The organism is Mesorhizobium sp. CA8 (genome assembly GCF_020164955.1).
Taxonomy (GTDB): domain Bacteria; phylum Pseudomonadota; class Alphaproteobacteria; order Rhizobiales; family Rhizobiaceae; genus Mesorhizobium.
Window position 1 is genome coordinate 32,129 of the sequence record NZ_JAIUHG010000001.1, and the last position, 18,831, is coordinate 50,959.

The 18,831-nt window shown below is 63.4% G+C and carries 21 protein-coding genes; 16 read left to right on the top strand and 5 right to left on the bottom strand.

Annotated features, from left to right (window positions below; translation table 11 throughout):
• Window positions 1-52 precede the first annotated feature (52 nt).
• The 4 genes from LB553_RS00185 to LB553_RS00200 all read left to right on the top strand — a co-directional run bounded on the left by LB553_RS00185 (window position 53) and on the right by LB553_RS00200 (window position 5,293).
• Window positions 53-1,216, top strand: coding sequence for an ABC transporter permease (locus LB553_RS00185; RefSeq protein WP_224509190.1), 1,164 nt, complete (start codon window positions 53-55; stop codon window positions 1,214-1,216).
• Complete coding sequence (locus LB553_RS00190; protein ID WP_224509192.1) at window positions 1,213-2,151, top strand: ABC transporter ATP-binding protein; 939 nt, start codon at window positions 1,213-1,215, stop codon at window positions 2,149-2,151. The genes LB553_RS00185 and LB553_RS00190 overlap by 4 nt, the downstream gene beginning before the upstream one ends.
• Window positions 2,148-2,897: an ABC transporter permease gene (locus LB553_RS00195; protein WP_224509194.1), complete on the top strand. Its 750-nt coding sequence runs from the start codon at window positions 2,148-2,150 to the stop codon at window positions 2,895-2,897. Before LB553_RS00190 ends, LB553_RS00195 begins: the two co-directional genes overlap by 4 nt.
• A 254-nt stretch (window positions 2,898-3,151) precedes the next feature.
• Complete coding sequence (locus tag LB553_RS00200; protein WP_224509197.1) at window positions 3,152-5,293, top strand: sodium-translocating pyrophosphatase; 2,142 nt, start codon at window positions 3,152-3,154, stop codon at window positions 5,291-5,293.
• A gap of 92 nt (window positions 5,294-5,385) precedes the next feature.
• Here the strand turns inward: LB553_RS00200 and LB553_RS00205 are convergent, their stop codons facing one another.
• The 3 genes from LB553_RS00205 to LB553_RS00215 all read right to left on the bottom strand — a co-directional run bounded on the left by LB553_RS00205 (window position 5,386) and on the right by LB553_RS00215 (window position 7,544).
• Window positions 5,386-6,375 (bottom strand): glycosyltransferase family 2 protein, encoded by a 990-nt coding sequence (locus LB553_RS00205; protein ID WP_224509200.1) that lies wholly within the window; start codon window positions 6,373-6,375, stop codon window positions 5,386-5,388.
• A 1-nt stretch (window position 6,376) separates the two neighbouring features.
• Window positions 6,377-6,922, bottom strand: a complete 546-nt coding sequence (locus LB553_RS00210; RefSeq protein WP_224509205.1) for a dTDP-4-dehydrorhamnose 3,5-epimerase family protein — start codon at window positions 6,920-6,922, stop codon at window positions 6,377-6,379.
• A gap of 139 nt (window positions 6,923-7,061) precedes the next feature.
• Window positions 7,062-7,544 (bottom strand): outer membrane protein assembly factor BamE, encoded by a 483-nt coding sequence (locus LB553_RS00215; RefSeq protein ID WP_224510451.1) that lies wholly within the window; start codon window positions 7,542-7,544, stop codon window positions 7,062-7,064.
• 159 nt (window positions 7,545-7,703) lie between these two features.
• Between LB553_RS00215 and LB553_RS00220 the strand changes: the two genes are divergently transcribed.
• The 7 genes from LB553_RS00220 to LB553_RS00250 all read left to right on the top strand — a co-directional run bounded on the left by LB553_RS00220 (window position 7,704) and on the right by LB553_RS00250 (window position 12,483).
• Complete coding sequence (locus LB553_RS00220; protein WP_224509209.1) at window positions 7,704-8,246, top strand: ubiquinol-cytochrome C chaperone family protein; 543 nt, start codon at window positions 7,704-7,706, stop codon at window positions 8,244-8,246.
• Between the two features lie 11 nt (window positions 8,247-8,257).
• Entirely contained in the window at window positions 8,258-8,812 is a 555-nt protein-coding gene (locus LB553_RS00225; protein WP_224509212.1) for a YceD family protein, read from the top strand.
• 124 nt (window positions 8,813-8,936) lie between these two features.
• A complete protein-coding gene (gene plsX / locus LB553_RS00230) occupies window positions 8,937-10,007 on the top strand; it encodes a phosphate acyltransferase PlsX (RefSeq protein ID WP_224509215.1) in 1,071 nt (356 codons plus the stop codon).
• Window positions 10,008-10,016: 9 nt separating this feature from the next.
• Window positions 10,017-10,988, top strand: a complete 972-nt coding sequence (locus tag LB553_RS00235; RefSeq protein WP_224509218.1) for a beta-ketoacyl-ACP synthase III — start codon at window positions 10,017-10,019, stop codon at window positions 10,986-10,988.
• 103 nt (window positions 10,989-11,091) lie between these two features.
• Complete coding sequence (locus tag LB553_RS00240; RefSeq protein ID WP_040983242.1) at window positions 11,092-11,415, top strand: integration host factor subunit alpha; 324 nt, start codon at window positions 11,092-11,094, stop codon at window positions 11,413-11,415.
• Window positions 11,416-11,546: 131 nt separating this feature from the next.
• On the top strand, window positions 11,547-12,086 hold the full coding sequence (locus LB553_RS00245; RefSeq protein ID WP_224509221.1) for a MerR family transcriptional regulator: 540 nt from the start codon (window positions 11,547-11,549) through the stop codon (window positions 12,084-12,086).
• 94 nt (window positions 12,087-12,180) lie between these two features.
• A complete protein-coding gene (locus tag LB553_RS00250) occupies window positions 12,181-12,483 on the top strand; it encodes a hypothetical protein (RefSeq protein WP_224509224.1) in 303 nt (100 codons plus the stop codon).
• Window positions 12,484-12,946: 463 nt separating this feature from the next.
• Here LB553_RS00250 and LB553_RS00255 read toward each other — a convergent pair whose 3' ends face one another.
• Both LB553_RS00255 and LB553_RS00260 read right to left on the bottom strand, forming a co-directional pair.
• Window positions 12,947-13,153: a hypothetical protein gene (locus LB553_RS00255; RefSeq protein ID WP_224509228.1), complete on the bottom strand. Its 207-nt coding sequence runs from the start codon at window positions 13,151-13,153 to the stop codon at window positions 12,947-12,949.
• A gap of 220 nt (window positions 13,154-13,373) precedes the next feature.
• The gene (locus tag LB553_RS00260) at window positions 13,374-13,982 is read right to left on the bottom strand and encodes a hypothetical protein (protein WP_224509231.1); all 609 of its coding nucleotides are present in this window, start codon (window positions 13,980-13,982) and stop codon (window positions 13,374-13,376) included.
• Window positions 13,983-14,278: 296 nt separating this feature from the next.
• Between LB553_RS00260 and LB553_RS00265 the strand changes: the two genes are divergently transcribed.
• The 5 genes from LB553_RS00265 to LB553_RS00285 all read left to right on the top strand — a co-directional run bounded on the left by LB553_RS00265 (window position 14,279) and on the right by LB553_RS00285 (window position 18,831).
• A complete protein-coding gene (locus LB553_RS00265) occupies window positions 14,279-14,545 on the top strand; it encodes a helix-turn-helix domain-containing protein (protein WP_224509233.1) in 267 nt (88 codons plus the stop codon).
• A gap of 216 nt (window positions 14,546-14,761) precedes the next feature.
• Window positions 14,762-15,220 (top strand): YbaK/EbsC family protein, encoded by a 459-nt coding sequence (locus LB553_RS00270; protein ID WP_224509236.1) that lies wholly within the window; start codon window positions 14,762-14,764, stop codon window positions 15,218-15,220.
• 250 nt (window positions 15,221-15,470) lie between these two features.
• Complete coding sequence (locus LB553_RS00275) at window positions 15,471-16,799, top strand: NAD(P)H-dependent oxidoreductase (RefSeq protein WP_224509240.1); 1,329 nt, start codon at window positions 15,471-15,473, stop codon at window positions 16,797-16,799.
• A gap of 2 nt (window positions 16,800-16,801) precedes the next feature.
• A complete protein-coding gene (locus tag LB553_RS00280; RefSeq protein ID WP_224509244.1) occupies window positions 16,802-17,833 on the top strand; it encodes a thiamine pyrophosphate-dependent dehydrogenase E1 component subunit alpha in 1,032 nt (343 codons plus the stop codon).
• Window positions 17,833-18,831, top strand: a complete 999-nt coding sequence (locus LB553_RS00285) for an alpha-ketoacid dehydrogenase subunit beta (protein ID WP_224509247.1) — start codon at window positions 17,833-17,835, stop codon at window positions 18,829-18,831. Before LB553_RS00280 ends, LB553_RS00285 begins: the two co-directional genes overlap by 1 nt.

The window sequence follows — 18,831 nt, forward strand, 5'->3', positions numbered from 1 at the left end:
TTAAGGACGCAACGGTTGCGAGGTCTCTACTTCGTTATTCGGCGGGGGGTCGATGACCCTGCGCCTCGACAAGCTCGGCGTCGTCATTGCCGCGATCGTGGCCTATGCCGCGTTCCTCGCCCCGTTCGCGACGTTCCGGGCCAACCGCATCGTGCCGGGCCAGGCGCGTTCGATCCTCGAAGCGCTGCCGCCCGCGCCTGGCATGCTGTTGCTGGCGATAGTGATCGCCGCCGCCGTCGTCGCTCTGCTGAGGACGCCGCTCTTCCTCAGGCTGGCGGCCAGCGGCGCGGCGCTGGTCGCGCTTACGATCCTGATCGGTGTTGCCGGCGGTTTTCTGACGTCCGCCGGCAACACCTTCGCCCGCGTCTCGCCGGCCTCCGGTTTCTGGCTGCTGATCTTTGCCTTTACCTTGCTTCTCGCGGACGTGTTGACCCTGCTCAACCTGTCGCCCTGGGCGCGCGTCGGCGTGCTCGTGCTGGCCGCTTTAGCCATTGCCGCGTTGCTCGTTTCGGGACGTTGGGATAGTCTTTCCATCCTCAAGGAATACGCCAGCCGCGCCGACAGTTTCTGGGCCGAAGCTTCCAAGCACGTCACGCTGGCGCTCGGCTCGCTGGCAGGCGCGGTGATCGTCGGCATTCCGCTCGGCATCTTGTGCCATCGCGTCGAGAGGCTGCGGGCAGGGGTGCTCAATGTGCTCAACATCATCCAGACCATTCCGTCGATCGCGCTCTTCGGTTTGCTGATCGCGCCGCTCGGCTGGCTCGCCCTGCATGTGCCGGGCGCCGCCACGATCGGCATCAGGGGCATCGGCACCGCGCCCGCCTTCGTCGCGCTTTTCCTTTATTCGCTGCTGCCGGTCGTGGCCAATACTGTTGTCGGGCTGGCTGGTGTACCCCGCGCGGCCAACGACGCCGCGCGCGGCATGGGCATGACCGACCGCCAGCGCCTCTTCGATGTCGAGTTTCCGCTCGCCTTTCCGGTGATCCTGACCGGCATCCGCATCGTGCTGGTGCAGAATATCGGGCTTGCCACCATTGCCGCGCTGATCGGCGGCGGCGGCTTCGGCGTGTTCGTTTTCCAAGGTGTCGGCCAGACGGCGATGGATCTGGTGCTGCTCGGCGCGCTGCCCACCGTGGCGCTGGCCTTTGCTGCGGCGATCATCCTCGACGCGGTCATCGAGATGACAGCCACCAAGCGCAGGGTCGAAACGGCATGATCGAGATCGAATGTATCACTAAGCGCTATGACAGCACGACGGTGGTCGATGATGTTTCAATGGTCATCGAGCCCCGAACCATCGCGACCATCGTCGGCACGTCGGGATCCGGCAAGACGACGCTGCTCAGGATGATCAACCGGCTGGTCGAGCCGAGCTCCGGCGTCGTCAAGCTCGACGGCGCCGACAACCGCTCGGTTCCCGGCTATCAGCTGCGCCGCAGCATCGGCTACGCCATCCAGGGGCATGGCCTGTTCCCACACCGCACGGTAGCGCAGAACATCGCCACCGTGCCACTGCTGCTCGGTTGGGACCGAGACCGCATCAAGGCGCGCGTCGACGAGTTGATGACGCTCTACCAGCTCGACCCGCAGGCTTACGGGCCGCGCTACCCGCATGAGCTTTCCGGCGGCCAGCAGCAGCGCGTCGGCGTTGCCCGCGCTTTGGCCGCCGAGCCGAACGTGCTTTTGATGGATGAGCCCTTCGGCGCGCTTGACCCGATCATCCGCACCAAGGCGCAGGAGGATCTGCTGGCGATCCAGAAACGCTTCGGCACGACCATCATCCTAGTCACCCACGATATGGAAGAAGCGGTGCATCTGGGCGACAAAATAGCCGTCATGGATGCGGGCAAGCTGGTGCAATACGCAAAACCGGCGGAGATTCTGGCGAGGCCTGCGAATGGCTTCGTCGAGACGTTGGTGGGCGCTAGCGAAAGGCCGTTCCGGCTGCTGTCGCTGGGGCCTGTGCGCGATGCCGTGGAGCCGGGCGGCGCCGAAGGCGAGGCGATCCCCGGTGGCGCCACGCAGCGCGACGCGCTGGCCGAGCTCTTGTGGTCGGGTCGCCCCGCACTGCCGGTGAAGGACGCCGATGGCAAGCTCATTGGCCGCGTCACCGTCGAAGGCCTGGTGAAACGGGCGGCGAGGCCGCAATGAAAGCCTGGCTGCCCGCGCTGCTGAGGCTGGCCGTGTTGGTGCTGCTAGTGGTCTTCATCACCAGCCCGAACTGGTTCGAGCCGCTGCTGAAACCGCTGACGGAGAATGGCGCGCCGGCGATCTACAACCAGGGCAGCCTGCTGACGCTGACCCTGCAGCATCTGCGGATCGTGCTGATGGCCACGGTGGCGGCGACGATCGTCGCGGTGGCTTTAGCCATCCTGGTCACCAGACCGGCCGGCGCCGAGTTCCTGCCCTTGTCGCGCAGCCTGGTCAATATCGGCCAGACTTTCCCGCCCGTTGCCGTGCTGGCGCTTGCCGTGCCGGCCGTGGGTTTCGGCGAGAAGCCGACGCTGATCGCGCTCTTCCTCTATGGGCTGCTGCCGATCTTCGAGAATGCGCTGACGGCGCTCACCACATTGCCCGGCAACGTTATGGAAGCGGCGCGGGGTGCAGGCATGACCGGCTGGCAACGACTGATGAAGGTCGAACTGCCACTGAGCGCCCCGGTGATCCTCGGCGGCATCCGGCTCTCGGTGGTCATAAGCCTCGCCACGGCAACCATCGGATCGACGGTAGCCGCCAAGACGCTGGGCGAGGTGATCATCGCCGGCCTGATCTCGAACAACCTTGCCTTCGTGCTGCAGGGCGGCCTGATCGTCGCCGCACTTGCCGTGCTGATCTATGACGGTCTCTCGGCGGTCGAACGCTACGCCGCGCGACGCATGGGGCAGGGGGCGGAATAACGCTACGTCTGCGGATTGGGCGAAGGTGCCCCAACGTCATTTCAATCGATCTAATTCCGGGCTCGCGCTGGCACAACGTTTACTGCCCGCTTCTTTTGGGCGAAAGCCGGGCAAAAACCGAACAATATCTTGACGTTCCGAGCCCTGTTTCGCATACACCCCAGCCAAGGGGTGGAATCCGTGCGCGGCATCCGTCTCCGTCCAACGGCCCAGGGAGGGGTTCTTTTGGGCCAACAATCGAGGAAAATCCGGCAATGACCATCATTACCGCCGTCATCGCCTGCGGCTTGCTGTCAGTTCTGTACGCCATCTGGGCGACACGTTCGGTCCTTGCGTCCGATCAGGGCAATCAGCGCATGCAGGAAATCTCCGCGGCCATCCGCGAAGGCGCGCAGGCCTATCTGGCGCGCCAATACACCACCATCGCCGTCGTCGGCATCGTCGTGCTTCTGCTTGCCTGGTGGCTGCTCTCGATTACCTCCGCGATCGGCTTCCTGATCGGCGCCGTGCTTTCGGGCGCCGCCGGCTTCATCGGCATGCATGTCTCGGTGCGCGCCAACGTGCGGACCGCGCAGGCCGCGTCCAACAGCCTCGCCGCCGGTCTCGACATCGCCTTCAAGTCCGGCGCCATCACCGGCCTTCTGGTCGCGGGCCTGGCTCTGCTCGGCGTCTCGATCTACTACGCCATCCTGACCGGCCCGATGGGCCTGCAGCCGAACGACCGCGTGGTCATCGATTCGCTGGTCTCGCTCGGCTTCGGCGCATCGCTGATCTCGATCTTCGCCCGTCTCGGCGGCGGCATCTTCACCAAGGGTGCGGATGTCGGCGGCGACCTCGTCGGCAAGGTCGAGGCCGGCATTCCCGAGGATGACCCACGCAACCCCGCCACCATCGCCGACAATGTCGGCGATAATGTCGGCGACTGCGCCGGCATGGCTGCGGACCTTTTTGAAACCTATGCGGTGACCGTCGTCGCCACTATGGTTCTGGCCGCCATTTTCTTCGGCGGCACAGCCGCGCTGGGTGCGGCTATGCTCTATCCGCTCGCCATCTGCGGCGCCTGCATCCTGACCTCGATCGTCGGCACTTTCTTCGTCAAGCTTGGTTCCAACGGCTCGATTATGGGAGCGCTCTACAAGGGCCTGATCGTCACCGGTCTGCTGTCGATCATCGGTCTCGCCGCCGCCACCTCCGCCACGGTCGGCTGGGGCGAGGTCGGCACCGTCGGGGGCATCGCCGTCATCGGCAAGAACCTGTTCATCTGCGGCCTGATCGGCCTGCTGGTCACCGGTTTGATCGTGGTGATCACCGAATACTACACCGGCACCAACAAGCGTCCGGTGAACTCGATCGCCCAGGCGTCGGTGACCGGCCACGGCACCAACGTCATCCAGGGCCTCGCGGTCTCGCTGGAATCGACGGCGCTGCCGGCCATCGTCATCGTCGGCGGCATCATCGCCACCTACCAGCTCGGCGGTCTCTTCGGCACCGCGATCGCCGTCACCACCATGCTCGGCCTTGCCGGCATGATCGTGGCGCTCGACGCTTTCGGCCCGGTCACCGACAATGCCGGCGGCATCGCCGAAATGGCCGGCCTGCCCAAGGAAGTGCGCCACTCGACCGATGCGCTCGACGCAGTAGGCAACACCACCAAGGCCGTCACCAAGGGCTATGCCATCGGCTCGGCCGGCCTTGGCGCCCTGGTGCTGTTCGCGGCCTACTCGAACGATATCCGGTTCTTTGCCGCCAATGGCGACAAATATCCCTATTTCCAGGGCATGGGCGAGATCTCCTTTGACCTCTCCAACCCGTATGTCGTCGCCGGCCTGATCTTCGGCGGCCTGATCCCCTATCTGTTCGGCGGCATCGCCATGACCGCCGTCGGCCGCGCCGCCGGCTCCATCGTCGAGGAAGTGCGCAAGCAGTTCCGCGAGGACAAGGGCATCATGGCCGGCACCTCCAAGCCGAACTACGCGCGCGCCGTCGATATCCTGACCAGGGCGGCGATCCGAGAAATGATCATCCCGTCGCTGCTGCCGGTGCTCGCGCCGCTCGTCGTCTATTTCGGCGTGCTCCTGATCTCGGGCTCGAAGGCCTCGGCCTTCGCGGCGCTCGGCGCCTCGCTGCTCGGCGTCATCGTCAACGGTCTTTTCGTCGCCATCTCGATGACCTCCGGCGGCGGCGCCTGGGACAACGCCAAGAAGTCGTTCGAGGACGGTTTCACCGACAAGAACGGCGTCAAGCACCTGAAAGGCTCGGAGGCTCACAAGGCCTCGGTCACCGGCGACACCGTCGGCGACCCCTACAAGGACACCGCCGGTCCGGCCGTCAACCCGGCAATCAAGATCACCAACATCGTCGCGCTGCTTCTGCTCGCCGTACTCGCGCACGGCTGATTGCAGCTATTCCAGCACAAAGCCCGCGGGAGCGATCCCGCGGGCTTTGTTTTTCGGCGTGACGTCATGCATTCAGCGTGCCGGTGGGGCACTCAGCTGACTTCGGACCTTTCGCTGCTATGACGATAGCGGGCCAGCAACGCGTCGGCGTCCGGTTCTCGCTCGGGCATTGGCGGTAAGCCGCGTGTCTGGCGCAGCATGGCAATGAACGCGCCGCGGCGATATTGGTGGCGGAAGGAACGCGCCCGCGGATGTATGCCAAACATGGCCAGAAGCCTGCGTTTAAGGTAGCGGGAGCGCTTGAGGGGAACCGGTTCCCCGGCGTTGCCGAGAATCCTGACGCGCAACGCGTCTGGCGCATTCATCGCGTCCATCAGTTCTTTCTGCTCGCGTGCCGTATCTCGCGCATAGCTGCCTTCGCGCTTGCCCGAATGCAGCATGAGCACGGTCAGATGGGGCATTGTCGCAATCACCGCACCCTTGCGCCAGGCACGGAACAGCCAGTCCTGGGAACTCTCGCAAACGCATTGGCTGGCGGGGCGCCATGGCCCAAGCCTCGGCAGCGACGTCCGCCGGATCATTTGCGCGGAGCCGAATCCGACTGTGGTGACGGGGTCATAGAAGCCGTTCCGCCCCATCCCGAGGATCATATGCCTGGAGCCTTTGCTGGCAGACGACTCGATGACTGCACCTCGGGCGATCACTACATCGGCACCGGTGGCGTCGATCCAGCCGCACATGGACGTCAGATGGTCGGGAAACCAGAGGTCGTCATGGTTCAATATGGCGACGAAACGGCCGCGTGCTCTGGCAAAGCCGATATTGTTCGGCCCCGATTGCTCGCCGAAATTCACGGAAAGATCGATATAGGATATGCGGGCATCGCCGAAAGCAGCGACTGTGGTCGCGGTGTCCGGCCGGCACGCGTCGCCAATGACGATGGCTTCCCAGTCCTGCAGAGTCTGGCCAATGAGGCTCTTCAGGGCTTGATGCAGCACCGCCGGACGATTGTGCGTCGCTATCACGACCGAGACCAGCGGCTTGAGCCTTCCGGTTGGCGTGAGGGGGCCGGCCGGTTCCACGCTACACCAGCTTGTAGGGGATCTGCTCTGTGTCCGGCGGCAGGCGCCAATGGTCGGGAGCGTCATAGGCGTAAGCCTTGTCGACGAGGTTGAGCAGCAACGCCGTCTCCGGTCCGAGCGCGACCACACCGTGCCAGACGCCAGGCGGAATGGTGACGATTGCCGGTCGCAGGGCGCCGACGATCTTATGCCAGACCGTGCCAAAACTGGGCGAGGCCTTGCGTCCGTCGAAAAGCGATATTCGCACGCTGCCGGCGCAGCAGAACAGGCGATCGAGGGTCACCGCATGTGCGTGCCAGCCCGTCACCGCGCCCGGATACAGCGTGCGTTGGAAAACTTGCCCGACCGGCGACTGATCGAGAGCCCATTCCTCGCGAAAGATCTCGGTCAGGTAGCCGTTGGAAGTCGCGACGGACCTGATTTCCTTGAATGTGACGCCCTCGATCGGCGGCGCATCGATGGCGAGCCAGTCCGGCGTCACCGTCTGTTGGTCAGGCGTGCCGGTCGCCATCCAGCCCTGCGTTATAGTACGATCGTCGTTGCTCATATCCAGCCCCCCGGAAATCGCCAAAGCGTCATACGTGGCTATGCGGGCATAGGCAAGCGCAGTCGGCCGGTCGCCGGCAGGCAACGAAAGACCGTCGATCGAGGGTCTTTCGTTCAGTCAGGTTGCCGGGCGAACGAACTCAGGGCGTGCCGCCGCCACCGCCGCCGGGGATGCCGGGCGCCAGCTTGCTGGCGCCGTTGATGATCTGGCTGAGGAAGTTCTGGTCCTTGCCGCCGGTCGGCGTGGTCCTCGAGATGAAGTCGAAGACCTTGCCGTCCTTGAGACCGTAATTGGCGATCTGGGTGACACGGCCGTCGGCGCCGAAATAGACCGCCAGCACATGCTGGTCGACGATGTGGGGATTGTCGAAGGCGACGTAGCGCTTGCGCGTTTGCGAAATGTAGTAAAAGGCCTCGTTATCGAAGGTCGCCGTCGTCGACGGCGTGCCCAGCGCCAAAAGCACCTGCTCGCGGCTCGACCCGACCGGCACCGAATCGATCGCCTGCTGGTCGATGACGTAGCCTTTCGTCAGCGTCTCGCTTGGATGGAGATCGCCGAACATCTTGGACGAATTGCAGGCGGAAAGCGCTGATACCACGACCAGCAGCGAGGCCACGCCCATCGGGGCGGGCGCAAAGAACGACTTGAATTTCAGCGCACCCAACAACAATTCTCCATCACATCCCCGCAACTTGCGCTGGGCCGCAAAACCGGTAAACCAGCTTCGATGCCGATGCAACAAGGCCAAATTAAACAACAGGTCCCCGGGAGACCGCCCTCAATGTTCCAGCGCCTTTTTGGCCGCGAACGCAATGCCAACCGCGCTATCACCGACGCGCTCTACGCACAAATCGTGGCGGCGGCGCGGCAAACCGTTCTTTATTCCGACTGGAATGTGCCGGATACGCCGCTCGGCCGCTTCGAAATGCTGTCGCTGCATATGTATCTCGTCCAGCATCGGCTGCATGGCGAGCAAGGTGTGGCCGCCGAGGTCGCGCAAGTACTGATCGACGAATTCTTCCTCGATGTCGAGCATTCGCTGCGCGAACTCGGCATCAGCGATGTCGGCGTGCCCAAACGCATGAAGAAGCTGGCAAAGATGTTTTACGGCCGCACGGCCGCTTATGACGACGCGCTCAGGCAGGACGATCGGGTGGCCCTTGCGGCGGCGCTCGCTCGCAACGTCAGGCCGGACGCCGGTTCCTGGCCGCAGGCGCCGCTGCTGGCGGACTATGTGTGCGAGGCCTCGCAGAAGCTTGCCGCGCAGCCGACCGAATCGATCACAGCCGGCATTGCCGCGTTCCCGGCCGCCGGCGTCGCGTGAAGGAGGCCGTGATGAAAGACGCCGAATTGCGCAGCCCGGTATCGTTTGTCGCCAATGTCGCGCGGCTGCCGCAAAGGGGCTTGCCTGTCCTAGTCGAGGCCGATGAGCGCCAGCGTGAAGCGCTTGCCGCCGAATACGACCTGCTTTCGGTTGAAAGCTATCGCGCCGAATTGCTCGTGGCCTCCTGGAAGCGCAATGGCGTCAAGGTCACCGGTCGCGTCGAGGCCGACATCACGCAAGCCTGCATCGTCACCCTGGATCCGGTGACCGCGCATATCGACGAGCCTGTCGAGGCGCTGTTTCTGCCCGAGCAGTCGAAACTTGGGCGCGAGGGTTTCGAAGTCGGAGGCGAGATCATCCTCGACGCCGACGGACCGGACAGTCCGGAGACATTTTCCGGCGACACCATCGACGTCGGCGCGCTGGCCGAACAGTTTTTCGGCTTGGCGATCGACCCTTATCCGCGCAAGTCTGGAGCCTCGCTGGACGCCGCCGGTGGCGACCAGGCTGAGGAAAGCGAATTCCAGAAAAAGCTGCGTTCGCTGCTTGGAAAATCCTCAGAGTGACCCGGCTTTTGGAAAAGTTGGTTGTGCGCAGGCGCAAAACCGCTATTTTCGCCGAACCTTCGCGAGCCCCCTTACCTTGGCAGGCGTCCGATGCAAGCCAGGCAAACCGTGAGAAAAATACTACGTGATCAGGATTTCCATCGATGCCATGGGCGGCGATCACGGACCGAGCGTGATCATCCCGGCTCTGATGACCGTCGCCATCCGCCGTCCTGACATCCGCTTCGTCATCTACGGCCGCGAAGACGTGGTGCGACCCGAGCTCGCCAAGTTTCCGAAACTGGGCGAGGTGAGCGAGTTCGTCCATTGCGAGGTCGCCGTGCGCATGGACGACAAGCCGAGCCAAGCCTTGCGCCACGGCCGCTGGAAGTCGTCGATGTGGAAGGCCGTCGAGGCGGTCAAGAACGGCGGCGCGCAGGCCTGCATCTCGGCCGGCAACACCGGCGCGCTGATGGCGATGTCGAAATTCTGCCTGCGCACCATGGCCACCATCGACCGCCCTGCGATCGCGGCGCTCTGGCCCACGACGCGCGGCGAAAGCGTCGTGCTCGATGTCGGCGCCACCATCGGCGCCGATGCGCATCAGCTTATCGATTTCGCCATTCTGGGCACCGGCATGGCGCGCTCGGTGTTCGGCATCGAACGCCCGAGCGTCGGCCTGCTTAATGTCGGCGTCGAGGAGATCAAGGGCCAGGAAGAAGTCAAGGAAGCCGGCCGCATGCTGCGCGAGGCCAACATGGCCTCGATGAATTATCGTGGCTTCGTCGAGGGCGACGACATCGGCAAGGGCACGGTCGACGTGGTGGTCACCGAAGGCTTTGCCGGCAACATCGCGCTCAAGACGGCCGAGGGCACCGCAAGGCAGATCGCCGGTTATCTGCGCGCCGCCATGAGCCGCACGCTCATGGCCAAGATCGGCTATGTCTTTGCCAAAGGCGCCTTCGACAGGCTGCGCGAAAAGATGGATGTCGGTCGCTCCAATGGCGGCGTCTTCTTGGGATTGAACGGTATCGTGGTGAAGAGCCATGGCGGCGCCGATTCGGATGGCTTCGCGGCTGCCATCGAGCTCGGCTACGATATGGTGCGCAACAATCTGCTTGACCGGATCGAGGCCGACCTCGATCTGTTCCATGCGCGCAACCCGACTGCGCAGGCAAACAGGAAATCCGGCGTCGTCGCCGACGCCGAGGAATAGGAAAGAGCCTTGATCAGATCAGTCGTGCGCGGCAACGGTGCCGCGCTGCCCCGCCGCATCATGAAGAATGCCGACTTCGAAGGCATGGTTGAGACCTCCGACGAGTGGATCGTCCAGCGCACCGGCATTCGCCAGCGCCACGTCGCGGCCGACGACGAGACGACAGCCTCGCTCGGAGAGGCGGCGGCGCGCGCCGCGCTCGACAGCGCCGGCATGACGCCCGCCGACATCGACCTCATCATCCTGGCGACCTCGACGCCCAACAACACGTTCCCGGCGACGGCTGTCGAAATCCAGAACCGGCTCGGCATGCATCACGGCTTTGCCTTCGACATGCAGGCCGTGTGCTCGGGCTTCGTCTACGCCGTTGCCACCGCCGATCTTTATATCCGTGGCGGCCTGGCCAAACGCGTCCTGGTGATCGGCTCGGAAACATTTTCGCGCATCCTCGACTGGAGCGACCGCTCGACCTGCGTGCTGTTCGGCGATGGCGCCGGCGCGCTGGTACTCGAAGCGGAAGACGGCGCCGGCGCGATCACCGATCGCGGCGTTTTGGCGGCGAGTCTGCGCTCGGACGGCGTGCACAAGGACAAGCTCTTCGTCGACGGCGGCCCTTCGACCACGGGAACCGTCGGTCATCTCAGGATGGAAGGCCGTGAAGTGTTCAAGCATGCCGTCGGCATGATCACCGATGTCATCGAGGCGACCTTTGGCGAGGCCGGCATAACGGCCGAGGACCTCGACTGGTTCGTGCCGCATCAGGCCAATAAACGGATTATTGACGCTTCCGCCAAGAAGCTCGGGATTGCCGAAGAGAAAGTGGTGGTCACCGTCGATTTGCACGGTAACACCTCGGCTGCCTCGGTGCCGCTCGCACTCTCGGTGGCCGTCGCCGACGGCCGCATCAAGAAGGGCGACCTCGTGCTTCTCGAGGCGATGGGTGGAGGCTTCACCTGGGGCGCGGTACTGCTCCGCTGGTAAGTGCCGAACTCGCCGGTTCGGTTCTTGACCTTGCCGGATCAATTACTTAGGCTCTGCCTTTGCCTGTATCGATTTACGTTTTGCGAGCAGATGGGACGGTCGCATGGGGGGAAAGACACTTACGCGTGCCGACCTAGCTGAGGCCGTTTACCGGAAGGTCGGCTTGTCGCGAACTGAATCGGCGGAGCTCGTCGAGGCCGTCCTGGATGAGATCTGCGAAGCCATCGTCCGCGGCGAGACGGTGAAGCTGTCTTCCTTCGCCACCTTCCACGTCCGTTCCAAGAACGAGCGTATCGGCCGCAACCCCAAGACGGGCGAGGAAGTACCCATCCTGCCGCGCCGGGTGATGACGTTCAAATCGTCGAATGTGCTCAAGAACCGGATCCTGCGTTCGCACCAGAACAGCAAGGGTAAGGGCGGCAAATAATTTGCTGGCGAATACGGTTGAAAACTGCCGGCGGTTTTGAAGCCGGGCTTGAATATCGTTCCATAAATCGCTGAAATAAGGCGCGATTCGGCATCATGCCCGGATCGTGGTCCAGTGTGGAGGATTGGCCCATGGACAAGAGCCCCGATGCTTTCCGCACCATCAGCGAAGTCGCGGAAGACCTCGATCTGCCGCAGCACGTGCTGCGTTTCTGGGAGACGCGCTTCACCCAGATCAAGCCGATGAAGCGCGGTGGCGGCCGGCGCTACTACCGGCCGCAAGACGTCGAGCTGATCAAGGGCATTAGGCATATGCTCTACGATCAGGGCTATACGATCAAAGGCGTGCAGAAGCTGTTGCGCGAGAACGGCAACCATTTTCTGGTCGCGATCGGCAGTGGCGACATGGCCGCCGTGGAGGCGATCGCCCAGCGCCGCCAGGCCGAGCAGGTGCCGCTGACTGCGGCCGCGCAGCCGCGCGGCGACGACGACGCGCTGGTCGGCCAGCCGAAGGTGAAGCCCAGCCGCCGTTTCTTCGGCCTCGGCAAGAGCGACGACGAAGGTCCGGTTCAACCCGACTCTTCGAAATTGTCGCGTGACAATCGCGCCTTGCTGCAGGAGGCGCTGTTCGATCTTCTGGAATGCAAGCGCCTGCTCGACCAGGTTCGTTGAACGGGTCGTCATCGACTTGACGCCGCGCGGTCGGCCCGCAGGAACTGGCTCGCCGTCCGTGCGTTAGGCCTTCTCGAAGAGAAGGACAACAGGCATGGCATCGTTCTCGGACCTCTCCGACGTTGATATCGACAAGCAGGTCGCGGCGCTTTCGCGGCAATTGCACGATCTCAAGAAAGTTTTGGCCAGGCGCGGAGACGCCTATTACGAGGATAGCCGCGAGGCGGCGTCCGACTATTATTCGCAACTTGCCGAACGCCTCCAAGAGGCGTTGCCGGCAATAAGGCGCAGGGGCAGGGCGATCGAGCGTACGGCGCGCGACCATCCGGCGACGGCTGCCGCCGTTGGCCTCGTCGTGGCCGGGCTGCTTGCCGGCCTTTTGATCAGCCGGCGCTGATCGATCGGCGGGATTTGAAACAGAAATGGCGGCCGTCTCGACAGCCGCCATTTCCATGCCACATGGCTACAGGCGATCAGTTCGCAAGCTTGAGCCGGCTCTTCGGATCGACCTTCAGCGCCATAGCATAGAAGCGGCTCACTCGGCCGCCAGCTTGTCGGTCAGCGTCACGAACCGCGGTCCACGATCTTCCGCCATAACATCGTTCTTTATAGAGCGCGTCAGGGCGGTGGGGTTTGGCAGATAGCAGAGCTTCAGGGCGAAGCGGCAACGAGGGCCGGATGGCGAAGTGTCAAGCCACCGCTGGCACTAGCGGTCTCTGGCCGGCAGATCAGCGCAGGCGTCATCACCTACATTCCGAAGCGCGGTTCGACATGATCGGCGCTTAAGGGGAAGATCCGATGGGAAGGCCGGTCCGCTTTGGCGGCGAAGGCCTGCCTTCCCATCGGCAAAAAGCGAAGGATCAGTACTTCTTCGGAGCCATCTTCGTGTGGTGACGATGGTAGTGATGGCGGTGATGGCGGTGATGGCGGTGATGATGCCTGTGGTGATGACGATAGTGATGGTGTTTCTTCATCGTAGCCGCGTCGGCGCTGGTGGCGCCGAGGATCGGCATGGTGAACGCCAGAGCCAGAGCCAGCCCGAGCGCGGAGAGGAGGGACTTCTTCATGACTTCGTTTCCTTTTTACGCGGGCGTTCCGAGATCCACCGAAGCAAATCGGTGACCTATGCCTCGCGAAAAAGACTATCCTCCTGGTTTTTTTCGACAATTTTTCCCAAATGTAGATTTTTGTTTCTGGACTGTTTCTGAGAGGGCCTCTTGCGCCGCGCCCGCCCTGAGGGGTGAAGATTGCGCGATCTTTCGAATCCGAGGGTGCGGCCGCTTGGCCTCACATAGGCGGCGCGACACCGTGATTTCCGACCACGACGCGATTGGCGACGAGCCTGCCGTCGCGACCGCGCTCGGCGTTGACAAACACCGCGACGCCCGGCGTGAGATCCGCCGGCGTGGCGCTGGCGAATGTCACGATCGGTGTGGTCTGCGGGATCGCGATCTGCTTCTTCTGGCCGTTGTCATAGGTGAGCGTGACCGTGCGGCCCTCGATCTCGGTGACGTCGGCGACCGTGCCGTTGGTCATCCGGCTGTTGGGCTGCAAATCCCAGTCGCGGTCGCCTTCACCCGTACCCTTCAGAGCGGCGGGAAAGATCACGACTTCCAGCGCGCCGATGCCGCCGTCGGCCTTGGATATCGAGGCGATGCCGAGAAAATCACCCTGCTTGATATCGGCTGCCGATGCCTTGGCGACACCCGAAATCTTCCAGCCGTCGGCAAGCGTGATCGCATCGGTCTTGTCGTCACGGTCCTTCACCGTCAGCGTCGATCCGACAAGGCTGACGACAGTGCCTCGAATACGTGCGGCATCCGCCGCCCATGCTTGCGTCGCGCCGATGACGCTTGAGATTGTGCCAAGCACAATTGCGAATGATTTCAAATTCATGGCATCGGGTCCTTCCGAGAACTTCCGGCGCCGTCTGTCGGCTGCCGGTGACGGAAAAGCGAACGAATCGGGACGTCGACAATTGCCGGCAAATCCGGTCTCGGACCTTCAAAAGAACTTGATTGAACGCCGCGCGACCTTACATTGTGCAAAGCCTGAGGCACGGCCTAAACGCCGCTTCACGATGGCGTGACGCCGCATCGGTGCTCTTGGCAAATCATTTGTTAACGAGCATTCTCGCGCCCGTCTCAGGCAACACCATTTCATCAGACCCTGTTTCATCCCAAGGAGTTGCCATGCCCAACACCGCACGAAACGCTGTTTCGAATAACATTATTGCCGCGTCCGGCCTCAACCCGTTGAAAGCCGCTCGCGAAACGAGGGGATATACGATCGAGGAACTCTCTTTGACCTGCGGCCTCGCCGTGGGCGAGATCATCGATATTGAGGACGGCAAGGACGCCGACCCCGCCAAGCTCCGGCGCATCGCTTCGGCGCTGCAGATGCCGGAAGAGGAATTGATTAGAGTGCCGGCCGAAGAGAACCGGCCCACCCAGCAATAGAGACGCGAAAAGCGCCCATCGAAGAGCCCGCCGGGATTTCGCCCGGCGGGCTTTTTAGTGCCTGCACAGCGCAGGCGCTGGCTCTTGCCAAGATCGGCTGCATCATGCGATTCGCCACCGCTGCTGATCGCGCAATCCGGAAGGAGTGTGAGCGGTTTTCCGTCCGGAATTGCGTAAAAACAAAGAGACACTAGACAGGCCTGACGAGGAATTCACATGAGCTTGGAATCGGTTCGCGCCTTCTTTGCCGAGCACGCACCGGACTTGGAAGTCATCGTCACCCAGGCAAGCTCGGCGACTGTCGCGCTGGCGGCGGAGGCGCATGGTGTGACGCCGGCGCAGATCGCCAAGACGATCTGCCTGCGCATCGGTGAGGAGACGATGCTGGTCGTGACCAGCGGCGTCGCCCGGCTCGACAATCGCAAATTCAAGGACAGGATGGGCGGCAAGCCGCGCATGCTCGGCGGCGAGGAGGTGCTGGCCGTCACCGGCCATCCGCCGGGCGGCGTCTGCCCGTTCGGCCTGCCGGCGCCGCTGCCGATCTATTGCGACCTATCACTCAAGTCTTTCGACGAAGTCGTTCCCGCCGCCGGCGCCACCAATGCCGCGGTGCGCATCACGCCGCAGCGCATGGCCGATCTGGTCGGCGCCGTATGGGTCGACGTTTGCCAGTAACATTTCCCGCCTAGATATCTTTTTAGCGGTCCGCAAACGACTGCCGCGCGGCTTTGACCGGCAGCCGGCCGCGAGCACTCGCGTTTGGCTCGGCACAGGGCGGTCGCTCTCGAGGGGTTTCGTCATGCAACCCGCTCATTCCAAAAGCGTCGACTAATGACCAATTGCTGGACATTAGTCTTGACAGAAATACATATGTTCAATACCGGTCAAGCAACCGAACAGCATGCAATTGGGAGGAATACACGGTATGGCGTCCAATATTTCGTTGACGGGCCTTGCCCGCGATCTCGAGGAACGAGCCAACTCCGGCAAGCCTATCCGCATCGGCCTGATCGGCTCCGGGGAAATGGGCACCGACATCGTCACCCGCGTCGCCCATATGTCCGGCATCGAGATCGGTGCCATCTCCGAATTGAACCTTCCCGCGGCCAGCAAGGCCGTCGATATCGCTTTCCAGGAAACCGGCCATGCGCGCGAGGTCTCCAATGCCTCGGCGATGACGTCGGCCATGGAGGCGGGCAAGATCGCCGTTACCAGCGATTCCAGCCTGATTATCGGCAACGACCTCATCGACGTCGTCATCGACGCGACCGGCGTTCCGGCGGTCGGCGCCGAGATCGGCCTGCGTGCCATGGAGCACGGCAAGCACCTGGTGATGATGAATGTCGAGGCCGACGTCACCATCGGCGCATATCTCAAGAGCGAAGCCGACCGCCTCGGCGTGACCTATTCGCTGGGCGCCGGCGACGAGCCGTCTTCCTGCATGGAGCTGATCGAGTTCGTCTCCGCCATGGGCCATCCGATCGTTGCCGCCGGCAAGGGCAAGAACAACCCGCTCAACATCGATGCCACGCCTCCGGACTATGAGGAGGAGGCGAAGCGCCGGCATATGAATGTGCGCATGCTGGTCGAATTCGTCGATGGTTCGAAGACCATGGTCGAGATGGCGGCGATCGCCAACGCGACCGGGCTGGTCCCCGACAAGCCGGGCATGCACGGCCCGTCCGCGACGCTGGGCGAATTGTCGAAGGTGCTGGTGCCCGAGAAGGATGGCGGCGTGCTGTCGAAGGTCGGCGTCGTCGACTATTCGATCGGCAAGGGCGTGGCGCCGGGCGTCTTCGTCGTCGCCGACATGTCGCATCCGCGCATTTCGGAACGCATGGAAGACCTGAAGATGGGCAAGGGCCCGTATTTCACCTTCCATCGCCCCTATCACCTGACCTCGCTCGAAGTGCCGCTGACCTGCGCCCGTGTCGTGCTCTACGGTAAGGCCGACATGGTGCCGCTGGCCAAGCCCGTGGCCGAGGTCTGCGCCGTCGCCAAGAAGGATCTGAAGCCCGGCGACAAGCTCGATGCCATCGGCGAATATTGCTACCGCGCCTGGATCATGACGGCGCCGGAAGCTCATGCGGCACGCGCTGTCCCTTGCGGCCTGCTGCAGGGCGGCTCTGTGACTGCGCCCATCAAGAAGGGCGAGCTCATCACCTATGCCAACGCGGCGCCCGCGCGGGGCTCGAAGATCGCCGAGCTGCGTGCCCGCCAGGACAAGCTCGTTTACGGCGCCGTGGAGGCCTGATCATGGCCGGAGCCAGCAAAGCCGCTGTCGTGGATAGCCGGGCCAACCTGCCTTTCGTCTATCGCCAGTACAGTCCGGAGCAGCTCAGGGAGGTGCTTCACAAGATGTACCTGATCCGCCGCTTCGAAGAGGGCGCGGAAGAGTGCTACACGCGCGGCCTCATCCACGGCACGATGCACCTGTCCATCGGCCAGGAAGCCAGCGCCATGGGCATCTGCATGCCGCTCGCCGCGGATGATCAGATCACCTCGACGCATCGCGGCCATGGCCATTGCATCGCCAAGGGCGCCGAGGTCAGCCGGATGTTCGCGGAGTTTTTCGGCAAGACCACGGGCTATTGCAAGGGCCGCGGCGGCTCCATGCATATCGCCGATGTCGCCAAGGGCAATCTCGGCGCCAACGGCATCGTTGCCGGTGGCATTCCGATCGCGGTGGGTGCCGCGCTCTCGTCCAAGATGATGAAGACCGGCAAGGTCGTGGTCTCCTTCTTTGGCGATGGCGCCAACAATGAAGGCGCTTTCCACGAGGCGCTGAACATGGCGGCGATCTGGAAGCTGCCGGTGATCTTCGTGTGCGAGAACAACGGCTACGGCATGTCGACCTCGACGGCGCGCTCGACCGCGGTGAAGAACATCGCAGAGCGCGCGGCCGCCTATTCGATGCCGGGCATCATCGTCAACGGCAACATCTTCTCCGAGGTCGCCGAGGCGTCCTTCAAGGCGGTCGAGCGCGCGCGCGCGGGCGAGGGGCCGACGCTGATCGAATCCAAGACCTACCGTCATCGCGGCCATTCCAAGAGCGACCGCAACCGCTACCGCACCAAGGAAGAGATCGAGGATTGGATGGCGAACCGCGATCCGATCACGCTCTTCGAAACGGAACTCCGCGATTTCGGCTTCATCGACGACCAGGGCATCCAGGCGATCCGCGACGCGGTCGCCAAGGAGATCGCCGACGGCATCGAATTCGCCAAGGCGAGCCCGGCGCCGGAGATCGCCACCCTTCAGAACTATGTTTACACGGAGCAAGCGTGATGGACGCCGCGCTGCGTGAACTGAGCTACGCCCAGGCGATCCAGGAAGCCATGGCAATCGCCATGGATATGGACGAGCGCGTCTTCCTGATGGGCGAGGACATCGGCGTCTATGGCGGCGCCTTCCAGGTGACCGGCGATCTGGTCGAACGCTACGGCACCGATCGGGTGATCGACACGCCCATCTCCGAACTGGGCGGCGCTGGCGTCGCGGTGGGCGCGGCCGTCACCGGCATGCGGCCGATCTTCGAATTCCAGTTCTCGGATTTCGCCACGCTTGGCATGGAGCAGATCGTCAACCAGGCGGCCAAGATGCGCTTCATGCTCGGCGGCGAGGTTTCGGTGCCGGTGGTGATGCGTTTTCCCGCCGGCTCCGGCACGGGTGCCGCCGCGCAGCACAGCCAGAGCTTAGAGGCCTGGCTCGGCCATGTGCCTGGCCTCAAGGTCATTCAGCCCGCGACGCCGCACGATGCCAAGGGCATGCTGCTTGCCGCGGTCGCCGATCCGGACCCGGTCATGATCTTCGAGCACAAGCTGCTCTACAAGATGAAGGGCCATGTGCCCGAGGGCCACTACACCGTACCAATCGGCAAGGCCGAAATCCGCCGCGAAGGCCGCGACCTCACCATCGTCGCCACATCGATCATGGTGCAGAAGGCGCTCGACGCCGCCGCTGCGCTGGAAGGCGAGGGCATCGACATCGAGGTGGTCGACCTGCGCACGATCCGCCCGATTGACAGGCAGACCGTCATCGACAGCGTGAAGAAGACATCGCGGTTGCTCTGCGTCTACGAAGCGGTGAAGACGCTCGGCATCGGCGCGGAAGTGAGCGCCATGGTCGCCGAAAGCGAGGCGTTCGACTATCTCGATGCGCCGATCGTGCGTCTTGGCGGCGCCGAGACGCCGATCCCCTACAATCCGGATCTGGAGAAGGCGACGGTGCCGCAGGTTCCCGACATCATCACCGCCGCGCGCGACCTCGTGAAAGGGGTTCGCTGA